General features: G+C 70.8%; 1 protein-coding gene (running past one end of the window). It reads right to left on the bottom strand.

All coding sequences use genetic code 11. From position 1 onward, the window contains the following. Positions 1-21,338: the 3' portion of a DUF6349 family protein gene (locus tag AB0P03_RS32345; protein ID WP_363632182.1), read on the bottom strand. Its footprint extends 16,276 nt past the window's final position; the window shows 21,338 of its 37,614 coding nt (coding positions 16,277-37,614); the start codon falls outside the window, past its right edge; the stop codon is at positions 1-3.

The raw sequence follows: 21,338 nt of genomic DNA on the forward strand, positions 1-21,338 counted from the left end.
TCACGCTGGGCCGCGACGTCCGGCAGCGGGCGGTTGCGGGCGGTGGTGTTGCTGCTGCGCTGGCCGCGCTGCGGCCTTGCCTTGGTGTTTGCCCGCCTTGACGGCCTGCCCGCGGCCCGGTGTGGCTCCGCTTGGTACGGCGCCTTGGAGGGCTCCTTCAACAAGTTGTCCGAGTACCTCAGCGTCTGCTTCGGCAGCCGACGGGTTCGTCGCGACGGCCCGCAGGGAGGCCAGGAACGCGGGTGCGGCGGCCTTGTTCTGGGTGTTAACGCGGGCGGTCCTGACGGTGGCGGAGCCAAGGGATTCCAGCAGGCTCTGGGTGATCTTGCCCTGCGGGGTGTTCAGTCCTGCGCGACGAAGTTGCTCCCGGGCAAAGACGCTCAGGGTGGACCGGAATTGTTCGGGCGACAGTTTGGTCAGTACCGCCGCTGAGAAGGGTAGCTGCTGGGGACGTGGCTGGGGTGCATTGGCGGCGAGCTGCTGTTCGAGCACGGAGAGTTGGTCGGGTCCGAGTAGCGTGGGGCGCAGGGCGGGTTGTTGCCCGCCGGCGGCGGGGATGGGCCCGACGACGCCGAGGTTGTCGAGGGCTCGTAGGGTGCGTTCGGCGTCGCTGTAGCTGAGGTCGAGCCGGTGCCTGAGCAGGAGCGGGGAGGCGGGTACGCCTTCGACGACGATGCGGGCGGCAGCGCGGATGCTCTCCGGGGACATGGCGTTGCTGTCGGGGAGGGCCTGGGGTCGGCCGGTGATCTCCCGCCGCAGTCCTTGTGCGACGTCCTTGAACAGTTGGGCCGTCTCGGGACTGGTGCGTTCGAGTTGGCCGGCCCGGGTGTCCAGGTGCTGTGCAAGGTCGGCACGGGCGGTGATGGGGTTCGGAGTGGGCCGGGCCCCCGCGACTAGTTCGGAGGGTTCTCGGAGGCCGGCGAATTCGGGTAGGGGCAGTTGGCTCTGTCCGACCTTGTCGGCCGTGCCGCTGGCCCGTGCGTGTTCCTGGGCCAGGGTCTCCTCGTGGTGGGTGTTCAGGATCCAGCGCTCTTGGAGAGCGAACCGTTGATGAGGGGCAAGGTCCGGCTTGTGGAGGTCCCGGAGAATCGTGCGCCTCTCTGTGCGCAGCGTCTGGGAGGCACGGGAGCGGCTGTGGAAGGAGGTGTCGTCGTAGTAGCCCTCGGGCTGGACTCGGTCGGGCGGCAGGGTCCCTCGCAGGTGCTCGCGGTGCTCTTCGAGGCGGTGGCGGGCGTTGCGGGCGAGTTCGTCGATGTGGGTGGGCGGTTTGTCGTTGCCGGTTCGGCGGCTGGTGAAGTCGCTGAGGAGGTCGCTGGTCTTTTCGACGGCGCGTAGCCAGAGGGTTTTGAAGAGTCCGACGGAGCGCAGGTCGGTTGCGAACCGGTCTCCGCTGTCTGCGGCGGCCTGGAGGGCGTCGGACATGCGGTTCCAGAGGGACATGATCCCGTTCCAGCCGCGGTTTCCGGTCCTGCCGAGGCGCTGGTCCACGTTCGCCAGCCAGGTGCCGATTTCTCTGGTGGTGCGCTGCAGCCAGGTGAGGCCTTGGTTGTCGGCCGGCTTGGTGGCGGGGGGCTCGGCTGGTTGGTTCGCTGGCGTGGCCTGGGGCGGGGGTGTCGTGTTGGTGGTCTGCTGGCGTGGGGTGCGCATCTCTTTGGCGAATGCCTGGAGGTCTGCTTCGATGCCGGCTTGTTCCTGGGCGGTTTGCGGTGAGAGCTGGCGTCCGAGGACGCGGGCCCGCAGTGCGTCGGCGGTGCGGTAGAGGTTGCGTAGGGCGGCCCAGGCCGGGGAGTCGCTGTGGCCGCGGGATGCGAGGGTGTTGGCGAGGCTGAATGCGGCGGTGGCGATGCCTTGGGCGCCGTAGGCGGTGATGGCCCGGGCCAGCTGTTGGAGTCGGGCATCGTCGGGAGTTCTCTGGAGGTGCTCGTTGAGTGTCGACCAGGCGTCGAGGGCGGCGGCTTGGATGTTTTGGATCTTCAGCCATTCGGGCATGCTCAGGTACCAGGCGGCCGCGCGGGCTGCGGAGCGGATTGCCTCGTCCAGGCTCGCGGGGCTTTCCGGGCGGGCGTCGGAGTCTGTGGCGGCGGCGTCCTCGGGGCTGAACATCTGCTCGACGTGGGTGCGGAGTTGGGCGATTTCCTCGCGCAGTTTCTGTACTCGTGTGTTGACGTCTTGGGCGTCGTCGGCGGCCTCGGCGATTGCCCCTGCGGCGGCTTCGGTGAGCTGTTCCATGGGCGGCGTCTGGGGGTCGGGTGTGCCCGGGGCGGCGGCGTCGGCGTTCGTCGGCTTTACCTGTGACGGGGTGGCCTGGGCTTGTGGTTGGAGGGGGGTTTCGGTCGCACTCGTTTGTGGGCTCGGGGGCCGGGTGACGACTCGTAGCTCGGTATCGGGTGTGAGCGGACCGACGACTCCGGTTTGCTCCAGGGCGTCGAGGAGTTTTTCGGCCGCCGGGTAGTGGAGTCGCAGGCGGTCCCGGAGGCCGAGGGGGGAGGCGGGGGTGGCGCTGTTCCGCAGGATCTGGGTCGCCTCTTGGATGAGTTGGTCCGGCGGGGGCTGCATCGGGAGGGCGGTGGGTCGGTCGGACGGACGGCCGGTGACCTCCAGGCGCAGTTGGCGCGCCGTGGCGCGGAACGCGGCGGCGACGTCGGGGCGCTCCTTGGCCTCCTGGGCTGCCCGCATGGTGAGGTGCTGTGCGAGGAGCAGACGTGAGCCGACGGGGTCCTGGCCGACGGGGGCACCGGCGATGAGCGGGGCCGGTTCGGGTGCGGTGAAGTCGTGGTCGATCTGCACGCGGCGCTGGGTGCCGGGGAAGACGCCTTCGACGGGCTCGCCGTGTTTGGCCCGGTTCTCGTTGTCCTCGCCGTAGGCGTTGATGATCCAGCGTTCCTGAAGTTCCAGTCGTTGGTCGGCCGTCAGGTCGGGGCGTTTGAGCTGGTCGGCGGTCGTCGCTCGGACTGCGGCGAAGGTAGGTCCTTCGGTGGATCTGGCGGGGTCGCTCATGGCGGGCCGGTCCGGGTTGTCGGGTTGTTCGGCCCGGTCTGCGGGGGTGGGAGTTGTCACGCTCGTTTCCTCCTTCGGGCCGGGTTCGGGCCGGTCGCCTGGCTGTGGGGGTTGCTGCTGGAAGTCGGCCTGGCGGAGTGTCTGCCGGGCGGGACCGATCTCCTCGTAGGCGGGATGGTCGCCAGCCGCCGCCAGGAGGTGCCTCACTGCTTGTTCGCCCTCGCCGTTCGCGAACATCTCCGTCGCCTCGATGACCCGTTCCGCGAGTCCGGGCAGGTGGTCTGGTCCGTCGCCAAGCCGGAACGCCAGGTCTCGGACGAGGTTGAGGAACTGCACGCGCTCGATCGGGGCAACGATGGTGGGGAGTTGTTCGGGTAGCCGTTGGACCCAGTACTCCAGCCACGCGGGCGAGCCGATCTCCGAGGGGATGGCCGGCTCGGTCGCCGCGGGAGGTTCGGGGTCCGGCGAGGGTTCGGTCGTCGGCTGGGTTGTCTGTGGTTCGTTCGCGAGTTGGGCTGCTGGCGGGTCCTCGGGGTCGGGTGGTGTGTCGGCTTCGGGTGTGGTCGTGGCCGGGATCTGGGTGCGGTCGGGGTGCGCGATGGTGGCAGTTGCTGCCAGGGCCGCGCGTAGTTCGCGCATAGAGGCGTCGCGTAGAGACTCGTCGGGGAAATGGGAGAGCTCGCGTTCGATCTCCGCTGCCAGGGTCGTCGTGTCCACGCCTAGCGCGGTGAGGCGGGGCAGTTGGCGCGAGATCTGCTGGGGGTCGCCGGAGTCGAGGATGAGCTGGGCGGCCTTCTCAGGCGCTGCCCACGTGCGGGTTGGATCTGTGGTCAGCGGGGCGAATATGGCGTCCAGGACGGCGTCGAGGGCTGGTTGGAGGTGGGCGAGCATGAGGGCGCGGAGGGCTTCGGGGCCCTGTGTCTCGAAGATCTGGCCGGGGTCGTTCTTGACGTCGGCCTCGTTGCTCGCGGGCAGTCGGATCGCGTAGACGCGGCCCTGCCAGCCGCGGAGGAGCTTCCAGGATGCCGACAGTGCCTTGTCTCCGCTGTCCTCCGGGTCGAAGACGAGGACGATGTCCCGGTGGCTGTCGATGGCGGCGAGGGCCTGCACCTGTTGCTGGGTGAGGGCCGTTCCGCACGGTCCGGCGGGAATCGGCGCGGGTCGGCCGGGGCGCCGCAGGGCTTCGCCTACGGCCAAGAGGTCGAAAGCGCCTTCCGCGATGACGAAGGGGCCTCGCCCGGCCAGGGCCTGGCGGTGGTGGCCGGGGCCGAGCAGGGTCTCGCCCTTGGTGTAGAGCGCGGTGTTGCGGGTGTTGACCCACTTGGATACGTGTTCGGTGACGTGCAGGGCTCGCCCGGTGAAGGCGATCACGCGGCCGTCGCGGCTGACGATGGGGAAGGTCACGCGGTTGCGCAGGGCGTCGAACAGGCCGCGGGCGCCTTGTGCGCTGACGCCGGCCTCCAGGAGTTCGGGGTCGGTGAAGCCCTGGGCTCGCAGGGCGTCGGTCAGGTGGGTACCCGTGCCGCTGGGGGCGTAGCCGATGCCCCAGTGCGCGGCGACGGGGCCGTTTGCGGGCACCCCCCGTTTGGCGAGGTAGCGGCGGGCGGGTTCAGAGCGCGCACCTGTGCGGAGGCTGTTGACGAGCAGTTCCTGGGCGGCGGCGAGGACCTGGTGGAGCCGGTCGTGGGTTGGCGCGTCAGCCGGCGTCGTGGTTGGCACGATCTCCAGGGCGGTGGCTGCGTCTGCGGGGGGATTTGGTTCAGCCGGGCCGGGGGCTGTCAGTGCGGTGAGGAGGTCGTTGGGGTCGGCGGTGTGAAGTTCGGCGGCGGTCCAAGCCGGAGCGTTCTGATCGGGTTCGTGGCCGAGCCCGGCCGCCACCTTGCGGCCTTCGGGGACGTGGACGACCGCGAGGTACAGGGTCTGTCCGTCGATGACGGGCCCGGGGGCCGAGGCGCGAAGCAGCCTGGCCATGACCGGGTCGGTGTCCCAGAGGTCCTGGTACTCGTCGAGCCTGGCGATCAGCGCGGTGTGGACGACGGTGGCCGGGTCGTGCGGGTGCGTGGACGGCTCTGCTGGCGTCGGGGGCTGCTGGGACGGGCGTAGTTCAGCCGCGTCGGCGGGGCGGGCGGGTTCTGGCTCGTCGGCGTCGGTGGCGTTCGGGGTGAACGTGGCAGCCGGGTCGGGGGCTTCGGGCGGCGCGGCCGGCGCCGTGGACTGGGCCGCGGCCTGGAGCGTTGGCTGGGCGGGGACGGTGGTCGGCTGTGGGACGGTAGTGCGGGCGATGGAGGTATTTCGGGCGACGGTGCGGCTGATCGGGGTGCCGTCGATGTCGAGGTCGAGGTGGACGGCGCCCAGGGGGTCCGTGGTGGCGCCGGTGACACGGGCCGCGCGGCGTGTGGCGTGGCCTGGGATGGTAATCGCGATCCAGTCACCGGGCCCGAGATCGTCGGCCCACGCGTGCCCGTCCTGGGGAACTGCCCGGTTCGGGTCGTACTCGAACACGGCCCATTCACGGACGAAGTGGGAGCCGGGGCGCTGGTGGTCTCGTTCGAGACCGGCACGGGTGGCCAGCAGCAAGTGTGTCAGGGTCGATGGGTGGGCGCCGCGGGTGGCCAGGCGGCGGGCAAGAGCTTCCTCGAACTGCGGATCCGCAAAGTCCAGGGGCGGAATGGCGCCGGCCAGTGGTGGCGTGTGGAGCAGGACGGCCGCCCGTTCGGCGAACTCGAGAGCCTCACCCTTGCTGACGAAGCGCCGCAGGGTGGGAGGCAGAGGGGTGAGCGCGCCGCCTGAGGGAATCAGGTTCCATCTGTTGTCCGCTTGGTAGACACCGAACAGGCCGTCCGCCACAGGGGCGAGGGTCTTGGCCTGGTGGGCCACTTGCAGGGCCTCTCGCCGCCGGTCGTCCGTCTGCTCGGCGACGGCGGCCAGGAGGACGCGGGCGCCCGCTGCATCGGCGGGCCGGGTCCGGCCTGGTGCGGGCGGAAAGGTGAGCACGCCTTGGCCTGCCTTGTCACGGGCGATCGCGACCTGAACCGGCTCGCTGGTGACGACCTCGTAGCGGCCGGCGCTGCCGCCCGGCGGCGTGAGCGTCGGTTCGGCACCGTGTATCCGCACCGGTCCGCCGGAGTCGATCCAGCCATCGGGAAGTACGGCCTGGGAGGCTCGCGCCCAGGCCTCGACGTCGCGGAGGCGGCGGTGGGGACTGACGGCGTCCTTCCAGAACGGTGTGGCGAAGACGGGGGTTGTACGCCAGCCGGGATGTGTGTGGTCGAGCGCGTCCTCGACGGCGCTCATCTCATCGCTGCGCGCGGGTCCTCGGTGGGAGCAGCACAGGCAGGCGCTGCGGTGATCTCGCCCGCGGGTCTCGACGGTCGGCCTGTGGCTGGTCGAGGTGTCGACTCCGTCGGGGACGGTGGTCGGGTGTCCCTGGGCGGGCTGCCAGGATGCCTGTTTTTGCGCGGGGGCGGAGACCAGGGCTGCGGCTGGGGTGGGTGCGTCTTCCGTGCTGGGGTCGGGCCACGGGAGGTCGCCTACCGGGCTCTCGGCCGGTGTCTGGGGCGCCGGGGAGGGGCTCTGAGCGTGGTCTGCGGTGCTGGCCTCATTGGCTGTCAGCGGCGGCGGTGTGGGCGGCACCTTGTCGGGATCGGGTTCTCTGTCGGGCGTCTGCGGAGCGGCCGGAGCGGCCGCATCCGGAGGCTGGGGAGCCGGCGCGGTCGGTGTGGTGGTCCGTGTCGGCGGCTGGAGGTCGGGGCGCTGTGGGGTGGTGCCTGCGCGACGGGCTCGCAGTCGTTCCGCGGTACGGGCGAACTCCCCGTCCTCGTCCAGGGCGGGGGTGGTAGCGAGAGTGTGAGCGACGGCTTCGGCCAGGCTGCGGCCTTCACGGTCGCGAAAGGCCATTTTGAGTTCGTCTATGTCAGGGGCGTCCCAGGAGAAGGGAGCGCCGTCCGCGTCCGTGATGGACTCCAGTGCATCGGCGACCAGCTGTGCGTGGGCGCGCGTGCTGATCTTGCCGACGGTGTTCAACTTCTCCAGGAACCACGGCAGCCGAACCTCCCAGCCGGTGCCCCTGTCGCGGGTCGCACGCCCGCTCAGCGGCCTGCCGCCCGATCGCATGATGACCAGGCGTCCGCCATCGGAGAGCGAGAAGTGTTCGTCACCGGCGAGGCGCACACGTTCCTCGTGGCGCTGGCGGGCAGCTCGCTGGTCGCGCTCGCGGGGGAGCGCAATTCCGGCGTAGTGCCGCCTCAGCTGGTCGACGTCGTCGAAGAACGGCCGCAGGGCGCTGCCAGCAACTGCCCGGGCGCCTTCGGCGCTGAGCGCGGCGATCGGTGCCGGTACGGCGGCCCCCCAGGAGCGCAGGGCGGTGGCGAGGTGGTGGAGTGCTTGTGCCGCGCGGCGGGGGTCAGTGTGCCGTTCGGGGGCGCCCAGGGAGAGGGAGGCGATCGTGCGACCCCACACTCCGGATGCGGCCCTCTTCAGGATGTCGGTGGGGTCGGTGTCGTCACCGGCTGCCCTGGGGTCTTCGGGTGCCTGGCCGGTCGGCAGCGCGGTGACGGAGGCGCGTTGGACAGTGCGCGGCTGGCCGGTGATCAGGTCGGTGGCCTGCCAAGGGCCGTGGCCGGCCTCGTGAAGGCGGACGACGGTGTAACTACCATCACTGTTCTGGACGCGGACTTCCTGGCCCACGCCGAGTTCTCCTGGAGTTGCGGTGAATGTCCAACCGTCGGGGACTTCCACGTCGAGGCCGGTCGCCCTCGCCCTCGCGCCGTCGAGGAGCGTGGTGAGCTTGTCCCTGGGCGTCGCTTCAAGGCGGCCGAGGATGTGCTCGGCAAGAGTGTGGAGGTGGCGGGCGGCGCTGCGAACCGAGTTGTTCGGGTGCCCGGCGTCTTCCCTCGCGTTGATCCGGACGTTGTGGTCCTTGTGGTGTGCGGCCTTCTGCGCGGCGTGCCGCGTTGTGTCGTCCGGGTGGCCCGCGAGAACGCGGGCCGCTGCGATCAGGTCCGACGAGGGTGTCAGGTTCTCTTCTGTCAGGTCGGAGGCGAGTCCTGAGCTGAAGGCGGTATGGCCGGCCTGTTGGATGGTCCTTGGGGCCAGCTCGTTCACTACCTCGTTTTTACGGATGAACGCGGTGAGGACGACCCATGCCTGCCTCATCCGCTGGTGCGTTCCGAGCAGGGTGCCCGCGTCCGTGAACGGGCCGTCCTCGTCGAGGTCCGGGCTTTCCCGGTGCTCGGGTGCCGGCGCCAGTTCCGCCGGAGGCGGAACGGTCGCGGCGATGGTGGTGATCACGGTGCCGCGCCTCGCCGCGTACACGGAGGCGGTCTCGTGGGACTCGCCGTTGGTGGTTCGGAGTACGTTGGGCTTGGCCTCGGCGACGGTCAGCCAGTCGTTGTCGCCGATCAGGACATCGTCGCCCCTCTCGAGGGGCTGTGCGGCCCACACCGCCACGCGACGGTTGAAGGGCAGGCCTGCGAGCACGACTCGCAGGCGGCGGCGCTCGCCGAACGGCAGGTCGGTGCTGTCTGGCTGCTGTGTTGCCTGCGGTTCTGCCTTGGCCCGGACGTCCACCGCCGGGCCGGCTGGCAGAACGGGAACGGGAGCAGGGGCCGCGGTGGGCTTCGGCACGACGGCGGCGATGTCCGAGGCCGCGAAGTGGATTTCGCGGCCGAGTCGGGTGCGACCGGTGTAGCGGTCACCTGCCGGGTGCTCGGTGACGGAGTCGACGCTCACTGTGCTGTACACGGTGACCGCGGGCCCGGTCAGGCGAGGCGAGTACCTGCCTGCCTTGGCCGGCACGTCGAGCCTGGCAAAAGGGCTGTCCAGGTCGATTACACGGGCTTTGTCACCGATCTCCAGGGGCGGAGGGGTCCTGTCGTGGGTGATCGCCGTCCAGCCCGCTGGCGCGGCCTGACGGGCTGTCGCCCGGTCGTGTGCGTCTGCGGCCAGCTCGAGGCGAGCGCCGCGCAGTTCGGTCCGTGGCTCTCCGGCGAAATCCGAGTGCTTGGCGACTGTGCCGCTGACCAGGACCTGGTCTCCCGCCGCAACGGAGCTTCCTTCGGGGTTCCAGAGCACCAGGTGTTGGCCGCCGGATGTCCGCAGTCGGACGCGAAGTGTGGAGCCCTTGACGATGGCGGTTTCGACGACCTCGGCGACGCGCGGGCCGAGTTTCTGACCGGGTTGGCCGATGAACTGGGCGCCTTCGGGGGTCGGGGGTACTGTGCTCACCGGGTCCCCTTCCGAGGGCGGGATGGCGGTGGTGGGGTCGCCGCCTGCGGGATCTGGTTCGGAGGGCTCGGCCGCGGGCGCGATCTGTGGGTCGGGGATGACAGGTTCTGTTTCGGTGGTGTCCGCCGGTGCCTGGGTCTGCTGGCCGTTGCGGTAGGGGGTGGCCCAAGGGTCGGGCTCACCCGGACGGGGAAGGGTGACGAGGTGGGTCTCCGCCTCGTGGGCCTTGAGGGGCAACCACTCGACGAGGCGGGTAAGGACCTCCTTCCGGCGACGCTCTGCTGGGGCGCTGTCGTCGATGCCAGCGGCGGCGTTGCGGGCGGCTTCGGCGTAGGCGCGCATCTGCGCGGCGCTGAAGACGTACCAGCGCAAGACACCGGGCCTGAACGCGACCGGGGCGGGGAGGGCATCATCCTGGGGAAGCTGAAGGCGACTGAGTTCGCGAACCCGGGCGGTAGTGAGCTCTAGCTCGGTCTTGACGGCGCCTGGGAGCGTGTGGCGTTTGTCGGGGTCCCGCAGGTCACAGGCGTGGTCGTAGGCGGCGGCTTTGGCGGCCCGGAGCTGCGGGATGCCGGCCGTGTCCGGCATGGCGTCGTGCCACTGCATGTCGTGGGGTGCGCCGCCCCGGGCGTCCTGTCCCCACCAGTAGCGTCGGCCGCCGGGGCCGGTGCGGGCCCTGATCCAGCCGATGACGTTCCCGTCCGTGTCGGTGACGAGTCCGTGGCCGGCGGCTTCGTCGAGGTACGAGAGGTGTGCACCATCCTCGGCGAGGGCAATGCCCTCGGTTGTGGCGGCCCGGGCCAGGACCTCGGACCAGGCCTCCCGGGAGCGCTGGGGCCGGGGCGCCTGCCCGGGGCGCCACAGCTCGTTCACCGGCCGAGGGACAAGAATGTTGTCCTGGGCACGGACGAGGGCGATGCCCTTGTCGTCGACGCCGATGATCCTGCCGACGAAGCCTTCGTGGCCGTGGACCTCCTCCCCGAACTCGAAAGGGCGGGATGCGGAGTTGTCCGGGGTCGCTCCGGTGACTCCGGCACCGGCTACGTCGCTGGTGCTTTCCCCTGTTGCCTGGGTCTCCTGGGCTGGCGCCGCTTCCTGTTCGGGAAGGTCCGGGGGGCGGTTGGCGGGGCGCTTGTGCCGCTCGCCGGCCTCGGCTTGTGCGATCAAACCGGCACGGTTGGCCAGCCGCTCGGCCTTCACGGCGTCTGCGGCCCGGTTCTGCTGAGCCTTGTCTTCTCCGCGCTCGCGGGATGCCCGCTTGGCGGTCCGGGCTGCGCGAGCGTCACCGTCGGCGAGGGCGGTCTCGTACAGCGCGGCTTTGACGTCGGGCAGGGGTTCTCCCGCGTCGGCGGCCGGGCCGATGAGAGCCCACACGAGGTTGTCGAGCCGGTCTTGCCAGTCGACCCAGGTGCCGGTTCCGGCGAGCCGGTGGGCGGCGCGAGCCGAGGTGTCGAGGGAGGCGTCGCCGGTGAGGCGGTGCGCGAGGTGCTGGTGGCAGATGACCACCGTGCCGAGGGAGGCCCCGTTGTCTTCGAGGACCTCTACCAGGAACCGTCGGTCCTTGGCCTTGGACGCGCAGGATCCGAGGTGCTTGGGCCCGCCTTCCGCGCAGGGCTCGTCCAGTTCGCGGTAGGTGCTAACCACTCGGAGGTGGTCGTCGGGTACGTCGAGTAGTCCCTGGCTTGTCAGTTGGTGGGCCGCGACTTCCAGGCGGATTCCGTTGCTGTAGCGCCGATTGGGGTTTTCCCCCAGTTTGCCGTTCTGGCGTGTCTCCCAGCCCCACGGGTAGTCGGCGGCGATGCCCTGGCGCCCGAACCGGGCCACGCGCATGACTCCGGGTTCGACTTCCTCGATCTCCAGTGTGAGCGAGAACGGCACCGGTCCCACGAGGTGGCCCCATCGTTCCCACCGGCCTGCCGCCAGCGCCTGCATCTGACTGTCGCGTCGTATCCACGCCAGTGCCACGGCCAGGTCCGGTCTGTCCCCGATCCACTGGTAGCCGCCGTTGATCGGCGAGTGCTGCCAGGGCATCCAGGTGACGTTCCAGACGCCAGTCTCGTAAGGGGCTCGCGCCAGCCGGTACTTGTAGCCCTGCGCGCTGGTGAAGGCGTAGTCCTGGACGGCTTCGGTGCCCTTGTCTTGCGGCGGTTGCTCGTATGGTGCGACGGACTCTCCGGGCAGCAGCCTGGCCGGGAAGAGCTCCGTTTCTTCCGACGCGGTTGTGGGCGGCTGCGCGGGCACGTCCGCCGGGGCGGAGGGCTCGGGCGGGTGTTCCAACGTGGCATCGGTCCGGGGGGCGACGGGGCGCTGCCCGATGGCATCGAAGATCGCCTGCCACTGGGTGGAGGAGGCGACGGCGGTGCCGCCCGACCCCACCAAGGTGAGCGGCTCACCGTCTTCGATGACGTCTCGCACCACGGAGAAGGATGTCTTGTCGCTTCGAGTGACGGTCCAGGTGTCGTCGCCGTGGTCGGCGATGCTCCATCCCGCTGGCGGCACGGGCTGATCGCCGTCGATCTCCAAGGCCAGCCCAAGTTGCTCGGCGAGCGTGTCCTCGGTGGTAACCGGCTCATCGGTAGCGTTGGTGGCCGGGGCTTGGACGGTGGGAGGTGGCGCGACCGCTGCGTGCTGCCTCTCGCCGTGGGTCGGCCCGGGAGGGCTGGCGTCGGGCAGGGGGGTGTCGTGGGCGGTGTCTGCGGTGGTGATGGGCGGGGTTCCGTAGGGGTCGGCGGCTATGGGGTCTATGGCGGCCGGGACTGGCTGTTCGGGGAGTCCGAACTCGCTGGCCTGCATGCGGGACCAGTCGCGGCCGCCCCGGATCGGGGGCGGCGTCGCGGCGGGTCGGCAGGTACCTAGGTTCGCGGTGTCCGTGGGAACGTGCTCGGTGAACGTCTCGCCGTTGCGCTCTCCGCGGATGGTCAAGGAGCCGTCCACGGCCCGTTCGACCGACCTCAGAACGAACGGCTCGCCCCAACTGTCGGCGGCGACGGTGAGTTCGGCTGTGCCGGCGATTTCCGGGTGGGGCAGCCGGACCGTTTCACCGGGCTCGGCCTGCGACCAGCCTGCGAAGCCCCAGTCGGGTGGTGTCCGGTCGTTGTGGCGCCGGCGGAGTTCGTGGCAGCCCGCGACGGCGTCCGGGACCGTCCCGAAGATCATGTCCATCGCGGAGCCGCCGTCGACGTCAACGGCCTGAAAGCCGTTGCCGGCTGGGACAACGCCGCCGATGAGGACTCCGTCGAGGTCTGTAACCCGCACCATGTGTGGTGGTGCGTGCTCCGGATCTGCCATCCAGGCGCGCAGTTGGACGCGTTCGTTCTCGCGGCTGTGGTTGAGGTTGCGGTGGTGTTCGGCGCGCTGGGTGAGTTGGGCGCGGCGTCGCTCGATCAGGGTCTCGTGCGCCGGGTCGTCGACGGGCAGGGAGAGGTTAGCGAGTTCTGCGGTGACCTCGGCGGAGGTCATCTTGGCCGGGTCGAGCGCGCCCGGGCGGGGGTGGCCTGTGGGAGCTTGCGAGTTGGTGGTGATGATCCGGCCGGCCCTGCGACGGGCAGTCACCCATCCCGGCCCAACCGGTGTGGAGTCGCCGGTGTCGAGGGAGGTCGTCTGGACCGCGCGGACGGTCTGCCACCATCCCCGGGCGACGAGGATCTCGTCGCCCGGCTCGAAGTCGGTCAGCGACCAGCGGCGGGCGCGGGCGTCCACGGTGCGGGACTCGAGCCTGCGGCGCTCGTCGGAGGTGACCTGTTCGAGCGGGGCGCTGTGGCGGCCGCCGGGTGCGTGTGCGGCCGCACGGTCGGCTTCGTTGAGATAGACGGGGATCTCGCGGCCGAGGTCTGCGAGGCGCTCAACGAGCCAGGTCACCCGCTCGTCGCGCTTGATCCGCTGCTTCCAGGCGGTCGGCAGTTCCCAGTACCGTACCTCGCCGTTGGTGGTGACGCGTTTGAACCCGCCGACGCCCTTGCGGACCGTGTCGAACTCCTTGTCCCTGGGGTCGACACCGTGCAGCCGCGTGACGGATCCGTTGTGCTCGATCCAGAGCTGCGGCTCGACCAGTACGACGGCTCGGGCAGGCGCCGCGGCAGTCACCCCCGCCCCCTGTTCCACGGTAGTCGCGGGGGGCTGGGCCTGTGCCGCGCGCGGTGCGAGAGCGAGCAGGGCGCGTTTGGTCGTCGCATTGACGATCCCCCAGGGCCCCACGATGCGGTAACCGTTACGGCTGACGAGAGCCTCGGCCTTGTCCGTGCGCACCGCGGCGATGTCCGGCGTGGTCCTCGAAGTCGCCCGGTAAGCCCTGGCGCTTGTGGAGGGGACGATCCAGGCCCCGTCTGACTGCCGGATCTTGTGCTCCGTGGCACCGGTGCTCGGGTCGACGGTGACGTACACCCAGGCCCGGATGGACCTGTCGGTTGCGGGTTCTCCCTCAGATGGCTGCCCGCCAGCGCTGCGGCCCTGGGCGGCGCCGAACCGGCGCAGGACGTGCAGCATGTCGTCCTGGCTGTCTGTCTCCAGGTTGTTGCCGTCGGCATCTGCCGTGTGCATGACGCCATCGTCGGTGATGAAGAAGGTCCGGCCGCCGGTGGTGAACTGCAGGGTGGCGTAGGCAAGCCCCTCCTGCTGTTCGTCGTCGCCGGCCGGAACACCGGGCCATTGGGTGGTGTCCGTCGGGAGTGCGAACAGGTGGGCAGCGCGGCGCACGGCCGCCGGTACGAGGCCATCGGCGTCCTGTGCTGTCGCGATGGGGGTTGCGTCTCCGAGGTAGAGCGTCCACTTCTGAGCGCCGTCGTCGTCCTGTTCGAGGTGGGCGCCGAAGCGCAGCCCGTCCACAGTGATGGCGGCGGCGTTCCGGTGGTAGTGCTGGATCCGGACCAGGGGTGGTAGCGGGACGGCGTCAAGCTTCGGTTCGCGTTCGTTCGCGGCCGGCTCGCTCCCAGAGGCGTCGGTGAGGGGCGCGGCGCCCGCGCTTTGCGGTGCGGTTATGGTGGCAGGCTCGGGCGCGTCCGTTCCCGGCACGGCCGCGACCTGCGGTGCGGGAATGTCGAAGGGCAGCTGCTGTCCGGCCGACTCGGCCTTGGCGCGGCGATCCTGGCGCTTCGCTGACGTGGTGCCGGCACGGTAGGGAACAGCTTCGCCGGCCGGCATCGCGACGATGAAGGAGACGGGGAAGACGAACGGGAAGCCGGGGTCCAGGCTCTCGTAGTTCTCGTTGCCGGTGAGGGGGCCGATCTGGGTGGTGAGGTAGGTGCCACTGCTGGCCCGGACGCGAACCCTCTCGCCGCCTTGGAGGTCGAGGTCGGCGCCGACGACTTCCTGCCAACCGTCGGGGGCCTGGAGCTGGGTGGCGTCCTCGCCGGTCGGAGTGATCGGATCGTCGTCGGTGCTCCTTCGGACCAGTTCCGCTCGCCTCGCCGCGGCCTGTTGGTGTGCCTGCACCCGGGGGTCGTCGAGCAGGCGCGCCGCCATCTCGGTCTCACTCGGGCCCGCGTCAACGACGTACTCGGTGAGGGGATGGACGCCCGCCGAGTGCTGCCCGGCCGAGGAGTGTGCATGGTCCTTGTCGGGGAGCCATGTGTAGAGGCGCAGCCTCGTCGATCCGGGCCGCTGGGCCCCGGTGCCCACAACGAGGGAGGGCGGACCGAAGAGCCTGTTGCCGAAGTACGGCGGGCGGACCTCGCGGACGATCTGGCCCGGCTGGAGCTCTTCGGCCCGCACGATCCGGCTGGTGGAAGGCAGTTCGGCGGCCCAGTTCGGCCCGGGCATCGGCGCTTGGGCGACGGCCGGGCGCATACGCCTTTGTGCCACGAGGTGATCATGTCCTTCGGGGTCGCGGACCCACCAGGCACGTGCGTGCTCGGCCATCGTGACGTGGCCGTACGGGACGTGGACGCCTTCACGGGTGTAGAACTCGACGGTGTCTGCGGGTTCCCAGCCATCGTTAGGCGGAAAGGGAGCGATGAAGTCGGGCAGACGCCCGGCGGCGGTGTCGGCCGTGGCCTTGGCCACCAGGGCGGCGGCATGAGCCGCACCTCGCTGTCCGATGGCGAGGTGCTCCCGCATGTCGGGCTGCTTCAGCCTGGCGGTGGCCCGGGCAATGACGCTGGCCGCCTCGGCCCGGGGGACGACCTCGCGCGGGGCCAGGCGCAGCCAGGTCCCGTTGGTGCTGGTGCCGAGGTTCTGCAGGGTGATGGTGTACAGCCCGTCGGGGCCGAGCGATGCCTCGGTGACGATGCGGGGGGTCCCGAACGCGGTGTTGCTTGGGCTGGTGGCCTTGATGGTGAGGACCACGTTGCCGATCGCGAGGTCGGAGGCCCGGGCCAGTCCGTAGTCGTTCGGCATGCTGGCGGTCCATGCGGGCGGCTGGATCGGTTCGTCGTCGCGGTACCAGACGTCGCGCACGCCGACCTGTTGTGTGGAGCCGTCGTCACCGGTGATGACGTAGTACGGCCACTGGACGTTCTGGAACTCGCCGCTGGCGAGCGACCCGTTTGCCGTGCGGAAGTAGGCCGGGTCTCCGGGGCTCCAGGCGCGGTAGGGCGCGGTGCCGGCCATGAAGTCGGCATCGACGGGCGCGGCGGGTACCGGGTCGCTGCGGTGCTGGGCGCGGACTCCTGTGCGCGCGGCCAGGGGAGGCGGGCCTGCGGCGAGGTGAGCGCGCTCGGCCTCGGAGCTGGGCGGGAGCTTTTCCAGACCGGACAGGCTCCGCATCTGCGGTGAGATCGCGCCGGGGTGGGCGGCCGCCCAGTGGATCGCGGCATCCATCTCGGCGCCGGAGGTACGACCGATCACCTGGCTGCCTACGGCGATGGCGTACGAGCAGGTCATGGGCAGGCCGGGGATGGATCGTGCGACGTCCTCGGGCAGCGCCACCACGGTGAACACCCGGCCGTCACTATAGGTGTAGCGCCACCACCGGTCCGCGATCGGCTGGGAGGAGAGCGTCGGCATGTCCCGCTCGCGGACGATGTCCGTGACGGAGAACAGCCCGCCCGCAGCCGTCCGCACGTGGCCCGGCCCCGTCATGCGGTCGACGGTGTGATGGGCACCGTCGACGTAGACCTGCTCGGAGGCCAGGAAGTACCGGGGCGCGTCGTAGCCCATCGGCTCGACCTCCGCCAGCGGCACGGCCAGGACAGTGCCCCGTCCCGTCCCGGAGACCGCGACGACGGCGTCGGACTCCCCCAGGGCCAGGAGCGCGCCGTAGCTGGCGGACGCCCGGCTGTCCGCCACCTTGACGAGCTCGCCGAGGCGCAGCTCGGCGGCCGGTGCGGTCGTCTCCTGCTGGCTGTGCGTCGGTGCCGGGGCCGGAGCCGGTGTCTCGGCTGAAGGTGCGGTGGCCGCCGTTCGCGCGGTCCTGTCGAGTGGGTTCGTGGGGGTGAGTTCGAATCCGGGCAGTACCTGTTCGGTGGGAGGCGGCGTCCAGGTGTCGGCCTGTGGAGTCGCCACGACCGTCTTGATCGAGAAGCGCAGGTGCGGTCCCACGGTGTCGTACCAGCCAGCGTAGTCGGGGCCGTCCTGGACGGTGACGTTCTCGTACCGGGTGTTCTTGCCGTCGCCTCGGTGGACGCGGACCATGTCCCCGGCGAACAGGCGCTCCGGCACGTCGTCGACGGCCCGCCAGCCCGCCGGGGAAGGGTCGGTGGGGCTTTCCTGCAGGAGGGTGGCTGCCGGTCGGGCGGGAGCGTCGGCACTGTGCGCGTTCTGTCCTTCGGTGCGGACCTGCACGCGGGTTCCGAGCGGCACGAACGGGATGTCCAAGTGCCCCTCGGGGTCCTCGATCCACAGGCGGTGTCCGTGGACGACTCCCTCGTGCGAGCGGACCGTTTCCGTCGAGTGCCCGGTGAGCTTCCCTGCCGCCCATGCCGTTGCGCCGGCCATGAGGTAGGGCGCGCGAACGAGGTCGCCGATCACCAGCTGGTGTACGAGGACCTCCTTCGACTGCCTGTCGGCGCCGTCGGTGCCGTGGAGGTTCGCGGTGGCAGGAATGTCGGCCTGCGGGTCGGGTTCCTGAAGCGGCGGCACGGGTGTGAAGGCGGCGTCGAGGAACTGCGCTTCGGCGCGCAGGGCCTGGGCTACTTCCGTCAGCAGCGCGTTCGGGCCGGTACCGGGTTGGGCCGCGGCCGCCGCCTCACGTGCGGCGTCCGCAAGCGTGTGCAGGTGGGGGCTGGTAACTGGGAGTCCGCCGTGGGACAGCGGGCGGCCTGCGGCGGCGTTGCGCGACCACGCGGTGGCGGCCTCGGCGAGACGGGGATCGTCGCTGGTGCGCCAGGCGACGGCCAGGGGTGCGGCCTGCTGCAGCTGCTCGGCGGTCAGAACGGGGGTGGCGTGGCCCGGTGTTACGTCGGGCAGCGGCCTGGAGGTGTGCCACGCGGTCCAGACGGCGGCGCCCACCGGGTCGTCCCACCGGTCGGCCGCGGGACCGCCTCCGCGTGCGTCCTGAGCCCACCACTGACGCACGCCGCGGTGGCTGCGGGCGCGAATCCATCCCCGTGTGCGGCCGGTCGCGTCGACGACGCGCCCTGTGCCGCCGTCGAGGTCCAGGTCGACCAGCCGGTGTACGTGGTCGTCGAGGAGCAGTCCGCCGGTGGTCGACGCGGCGGCCAGCCGGCGGGCACGACGCCCGGTGGTGTCTGCGGTCCCGGGAAGGTCCTCGCCGGGCAGGACGAGGACCTCCAGCGGTACCAGCGCTGTGATCTCTTGCGTCGGGCTCAGGAAGACGTCCGGGCCGACCGTGGGGTCGATGACCTGGCCCAGGTTCCTGCTGAGTCCGCTGGAGCCGACCTGGTAGGTGTGGGCGTCGCTGCCTGCGCTGAGGAACCAGTTGCCTTTCACAAGGTCGGCCGGTGTGCACCGCAGCGGTGCCCAGGGCTCACCGTTCTCCGCTCTCCCCGGCCCGGGGCGCTGGGCGGCGAGAGCCAGTACGGCGCGGGTCGCGGTCCGGCGCTGCTTCTCGCTGAACAGGCCGTCCCCGTAGGCGGCGGATGCGGTGGCGGACTCTTCGGCGGGCGAATTCTGCTGCCTTTGCTGCCACGCTGCCCTGTTGCGGTCGAGGCTCTCGCGAAGGTGTTTGTCCGTTCGGATCTTGTGCTTGGCGGCCGTGACGTCCGGGCCCGCCTCGATGACGGCTACGTGCGAGTGGCGGCCCCATCCGCCGCTGTGTCCGCCGAACTCGCCGATCCCTACGCAGGAGACCGAGTGGCCGTGGCTGGCCTCCACCAGTTCCGGATCGCCCCACCGGCCGTCTCTGTGCCTGCGGATGACCATGCCGGGTTCCACGTCTTCGCGGGCGACCCAGCGGGACTTCTCGGGAAGCGAGATCGGCGGCGCGGCCTTGATGCGGGCGCTCAGCTCCGCCTCACGGCGCAGGTGGTCCGCGAACGCCGGTGCGTCCTCGCTCAGATGGGCCCGCGCGTACGCCAGATACGCCTTCCCGAGTGCCGCGTCAAGCACAGTCTCCAGGCAGTACGGGGCACCGTTGTCCTGGCCGAGGTCCACGCCGGCCGTGCGGCGCAGGAAGTCCACGACGGCGTCCGCATCGGCTCCCTTTTTCTCTGCCTCGGCCCGTGCGGCGAGCAGGCGCTCGGCGAACACCTGGCGCAGTCGGTCGCGGTGGCGGGACTCGCCCGCAATGCCCTCGCGGCTCGCCTCCGGTTCCTGCGGGTTGCCGAAGAATGCTTCCTTCAGCGCGTGCGGGTCGAAGCCCGCCTCGTTGATCCGCGTAAGGTAGTCGACCAAGACGGACTGGCCGAGCCGCTCGATGTCACTCCGCAGGGCCTCGGCCTGATGCTTCCATACCCACGGGGCTTTGACCTGGCCGAGGTACTGCTCCCGAAGGTGGCGGCGGTTGACGTCGAACTGCGCGAACGGCTCGAGCCGCTCGGCGACCTGCAGCATCCGCAGGTACTCGGCGGTATTGGCGCGCTCACCGCCCGCTGCGAGTACACGCTGGGCGGCGATGTTCGGGACCTGGCCCCCTTCGGTGGGGTTCCAGTGCGAAGACACCACGCCGCGAGGCGGAGCGACATCCCCGGGCGCCGGCGGTGAGGTGTCGGGGCGCGGCGTCGGCGGAACGTGTCCGCCGTCCACTGGCGCCTGTGCCCCGAGAATGGAGCTTTCCGGCTCGGCGCCGGAAACCGGGGCTGGGTCGGGTATGGCTGCCGGCCTGGGGGCTGTTCCGGCCACCGGTGTCTGGGTCGTGGCGGCGCTGGTACGGCGCAGTCGCGGGCGCAGTTCCGGGCCGTGGGCGATGGCGTCCACGACGGTGTCGACTGCCTGGTCCAGCATGCCGGCGAGCTCCGGGTCCTCCCGCAGGTCGATTCCCCTGAATCGCTCATCGAGCATGGCCAGGTGAGCTCCGACCGTCTCGGGCAGGCGCCGGTAAGCCCGCTCAGCGATCTTCGCCCAGGTGAGGTGGCTCTCCCGGATCCCCTCCGGGGTGGTGACGCGGATGCGCAGGCCCCGGTCGTCCTCGGTGTAGTGCCGCCGCAGCTGCGGTGTGCGCATCGGGCGGAAGGAGGTGCGGCGACGCGCGATCTTGGTGTGCTCGGCGACCCAGGTGCGGGTGTCGTTGCCCGCGACGGCGCGGGCCAGCTCTGCCAGCCTGTGCGGCTCGATCATGTACTTCAGTGCGGTGCGAAGTTCGTCGTCCGTGACCGGACCGGTGTGGGCCTCGGTCCCCTCACCGGACTCTTCCGAGTCAGCGGCGGTGCCTACCGGGTCGGGGCCGCCCGACTGCGTGAGCGGGCCGTCGCGGCCCTGATCCGGCGCTTCCTCTTCGGACAGCGCAAGGTTCGGGTGCTCAGCGTCGGAGGAGGTCTGAGGCTGGGCTCCCGGCTGCGGCGCCTTCGCGGGCTCAGACGCGACCTCGGCAGCATCGTCGGCCGTGGCTTCGTGACGGGACGCGGTGGGTGGGCCGGTGGCCGGCTCGGCGACGCCGAGCATCGCGTCCGCGGGTTGCGCGGCCGCTGCCCGCAGCGTGTCGTAGGCCTGGGGGGTGGCCCGGGTGAGCACGTCCTCGCGGACACCGTCACGTAGGTAGGCCCAGAGTTGATGCTCCGCCGCGCCGTCCATGAGCGCTTCGTCGACGGCCTCGGCGAGTCCTTGGGCGAACGCTGCCACGTTGCCGGCTTCGGCGTGCTCCAGAAGGTCGGGGTCTTGAGCGACGTGCTCGACGATCCACGTCACCAGATCGTCGGCGGACGGTGCGAGGGTGTCGTTCACCGCCTCCGCCACGGCGGCGGCGAGCGCTGCACGCACAGGCTCGCTCCCCCACGCCGACGCGAGCGGGCCGTTGACAAGAACCGTGTCGAGCCAGGTGGTCGCCTCGCCGGGCTCGACCAGGTGCCCGTTCAGTCGCGCGGGCCGGACCGGTACGGAAACCGTCACGCTCACGGGCAGGGCTGTCCCGGGAAGGTCGTCGGCCCGGATCCCGGGAACAGGCCTGCTGGCTGGCCCGGCGCCTTCGGGTGTGAAGCTGACCAGGACGCGGTCCGGGGCCGGGGCGAAGAGGGTGATCGTGGTTCGGGGTCCTGTGACGGGCTGGCGTGCGGCCGCGGACGGCTGACCCGGGACGGGGATGGCAGGGGCGGCAGTCGACGACTGGGGCTGTGTCTGTTCGGTTGCCGGCTGCGTGCTCGTGGCAGTGCGGGGGTCCACGGCAGTCTCCGGTGCGGCTGCGGTTCCCGCGACCTGGGTGGCATGGCGGTGCACCGCACCAGCGATGTCCAGGACATAGGCGAGGGATCCGAGCTCGAGTCGCTGCTTGGCACGGGTGACGGTGACGTATGCCAGGCGCAGGTCCTCGCCTCCCGGTAGGACGAGTTCGCCGGTTTCGGTGTCCTCCTTGGGCTGGGGGAAGTCGGATCCGATGCGGACCCGGTTCCACTCGCGGCCCTTGGCCTTGTGGGCGGTCGAGACCGTCAGTTGAGGGCGCTGCTCAGGGTCCTTGGCGTCCTCCGGGACCAGCTGCCGAACCATGGCGATGATGTCGTCGGGGCTGTAGCGGTCCAGGAGGCGTACGAAGGTCTGAAGTGCCTTGGCGTCCTCATTGGACTCGGCGTATTCGCGGACCTCGTCCCAGTCCTCGAACCCGCTCAGTTCCGCGTGCTTGGTCCGGCGACCGGCCT

This window comes from Kitasatospora sp. NPDC088779 (genome assembly GCF_040685395.1).
Classification (GTDB): Bacteria; Actinomycetota; Actinomycetes; order Streptomycetales; family Streptomycetaceae; genus Kitasatospora.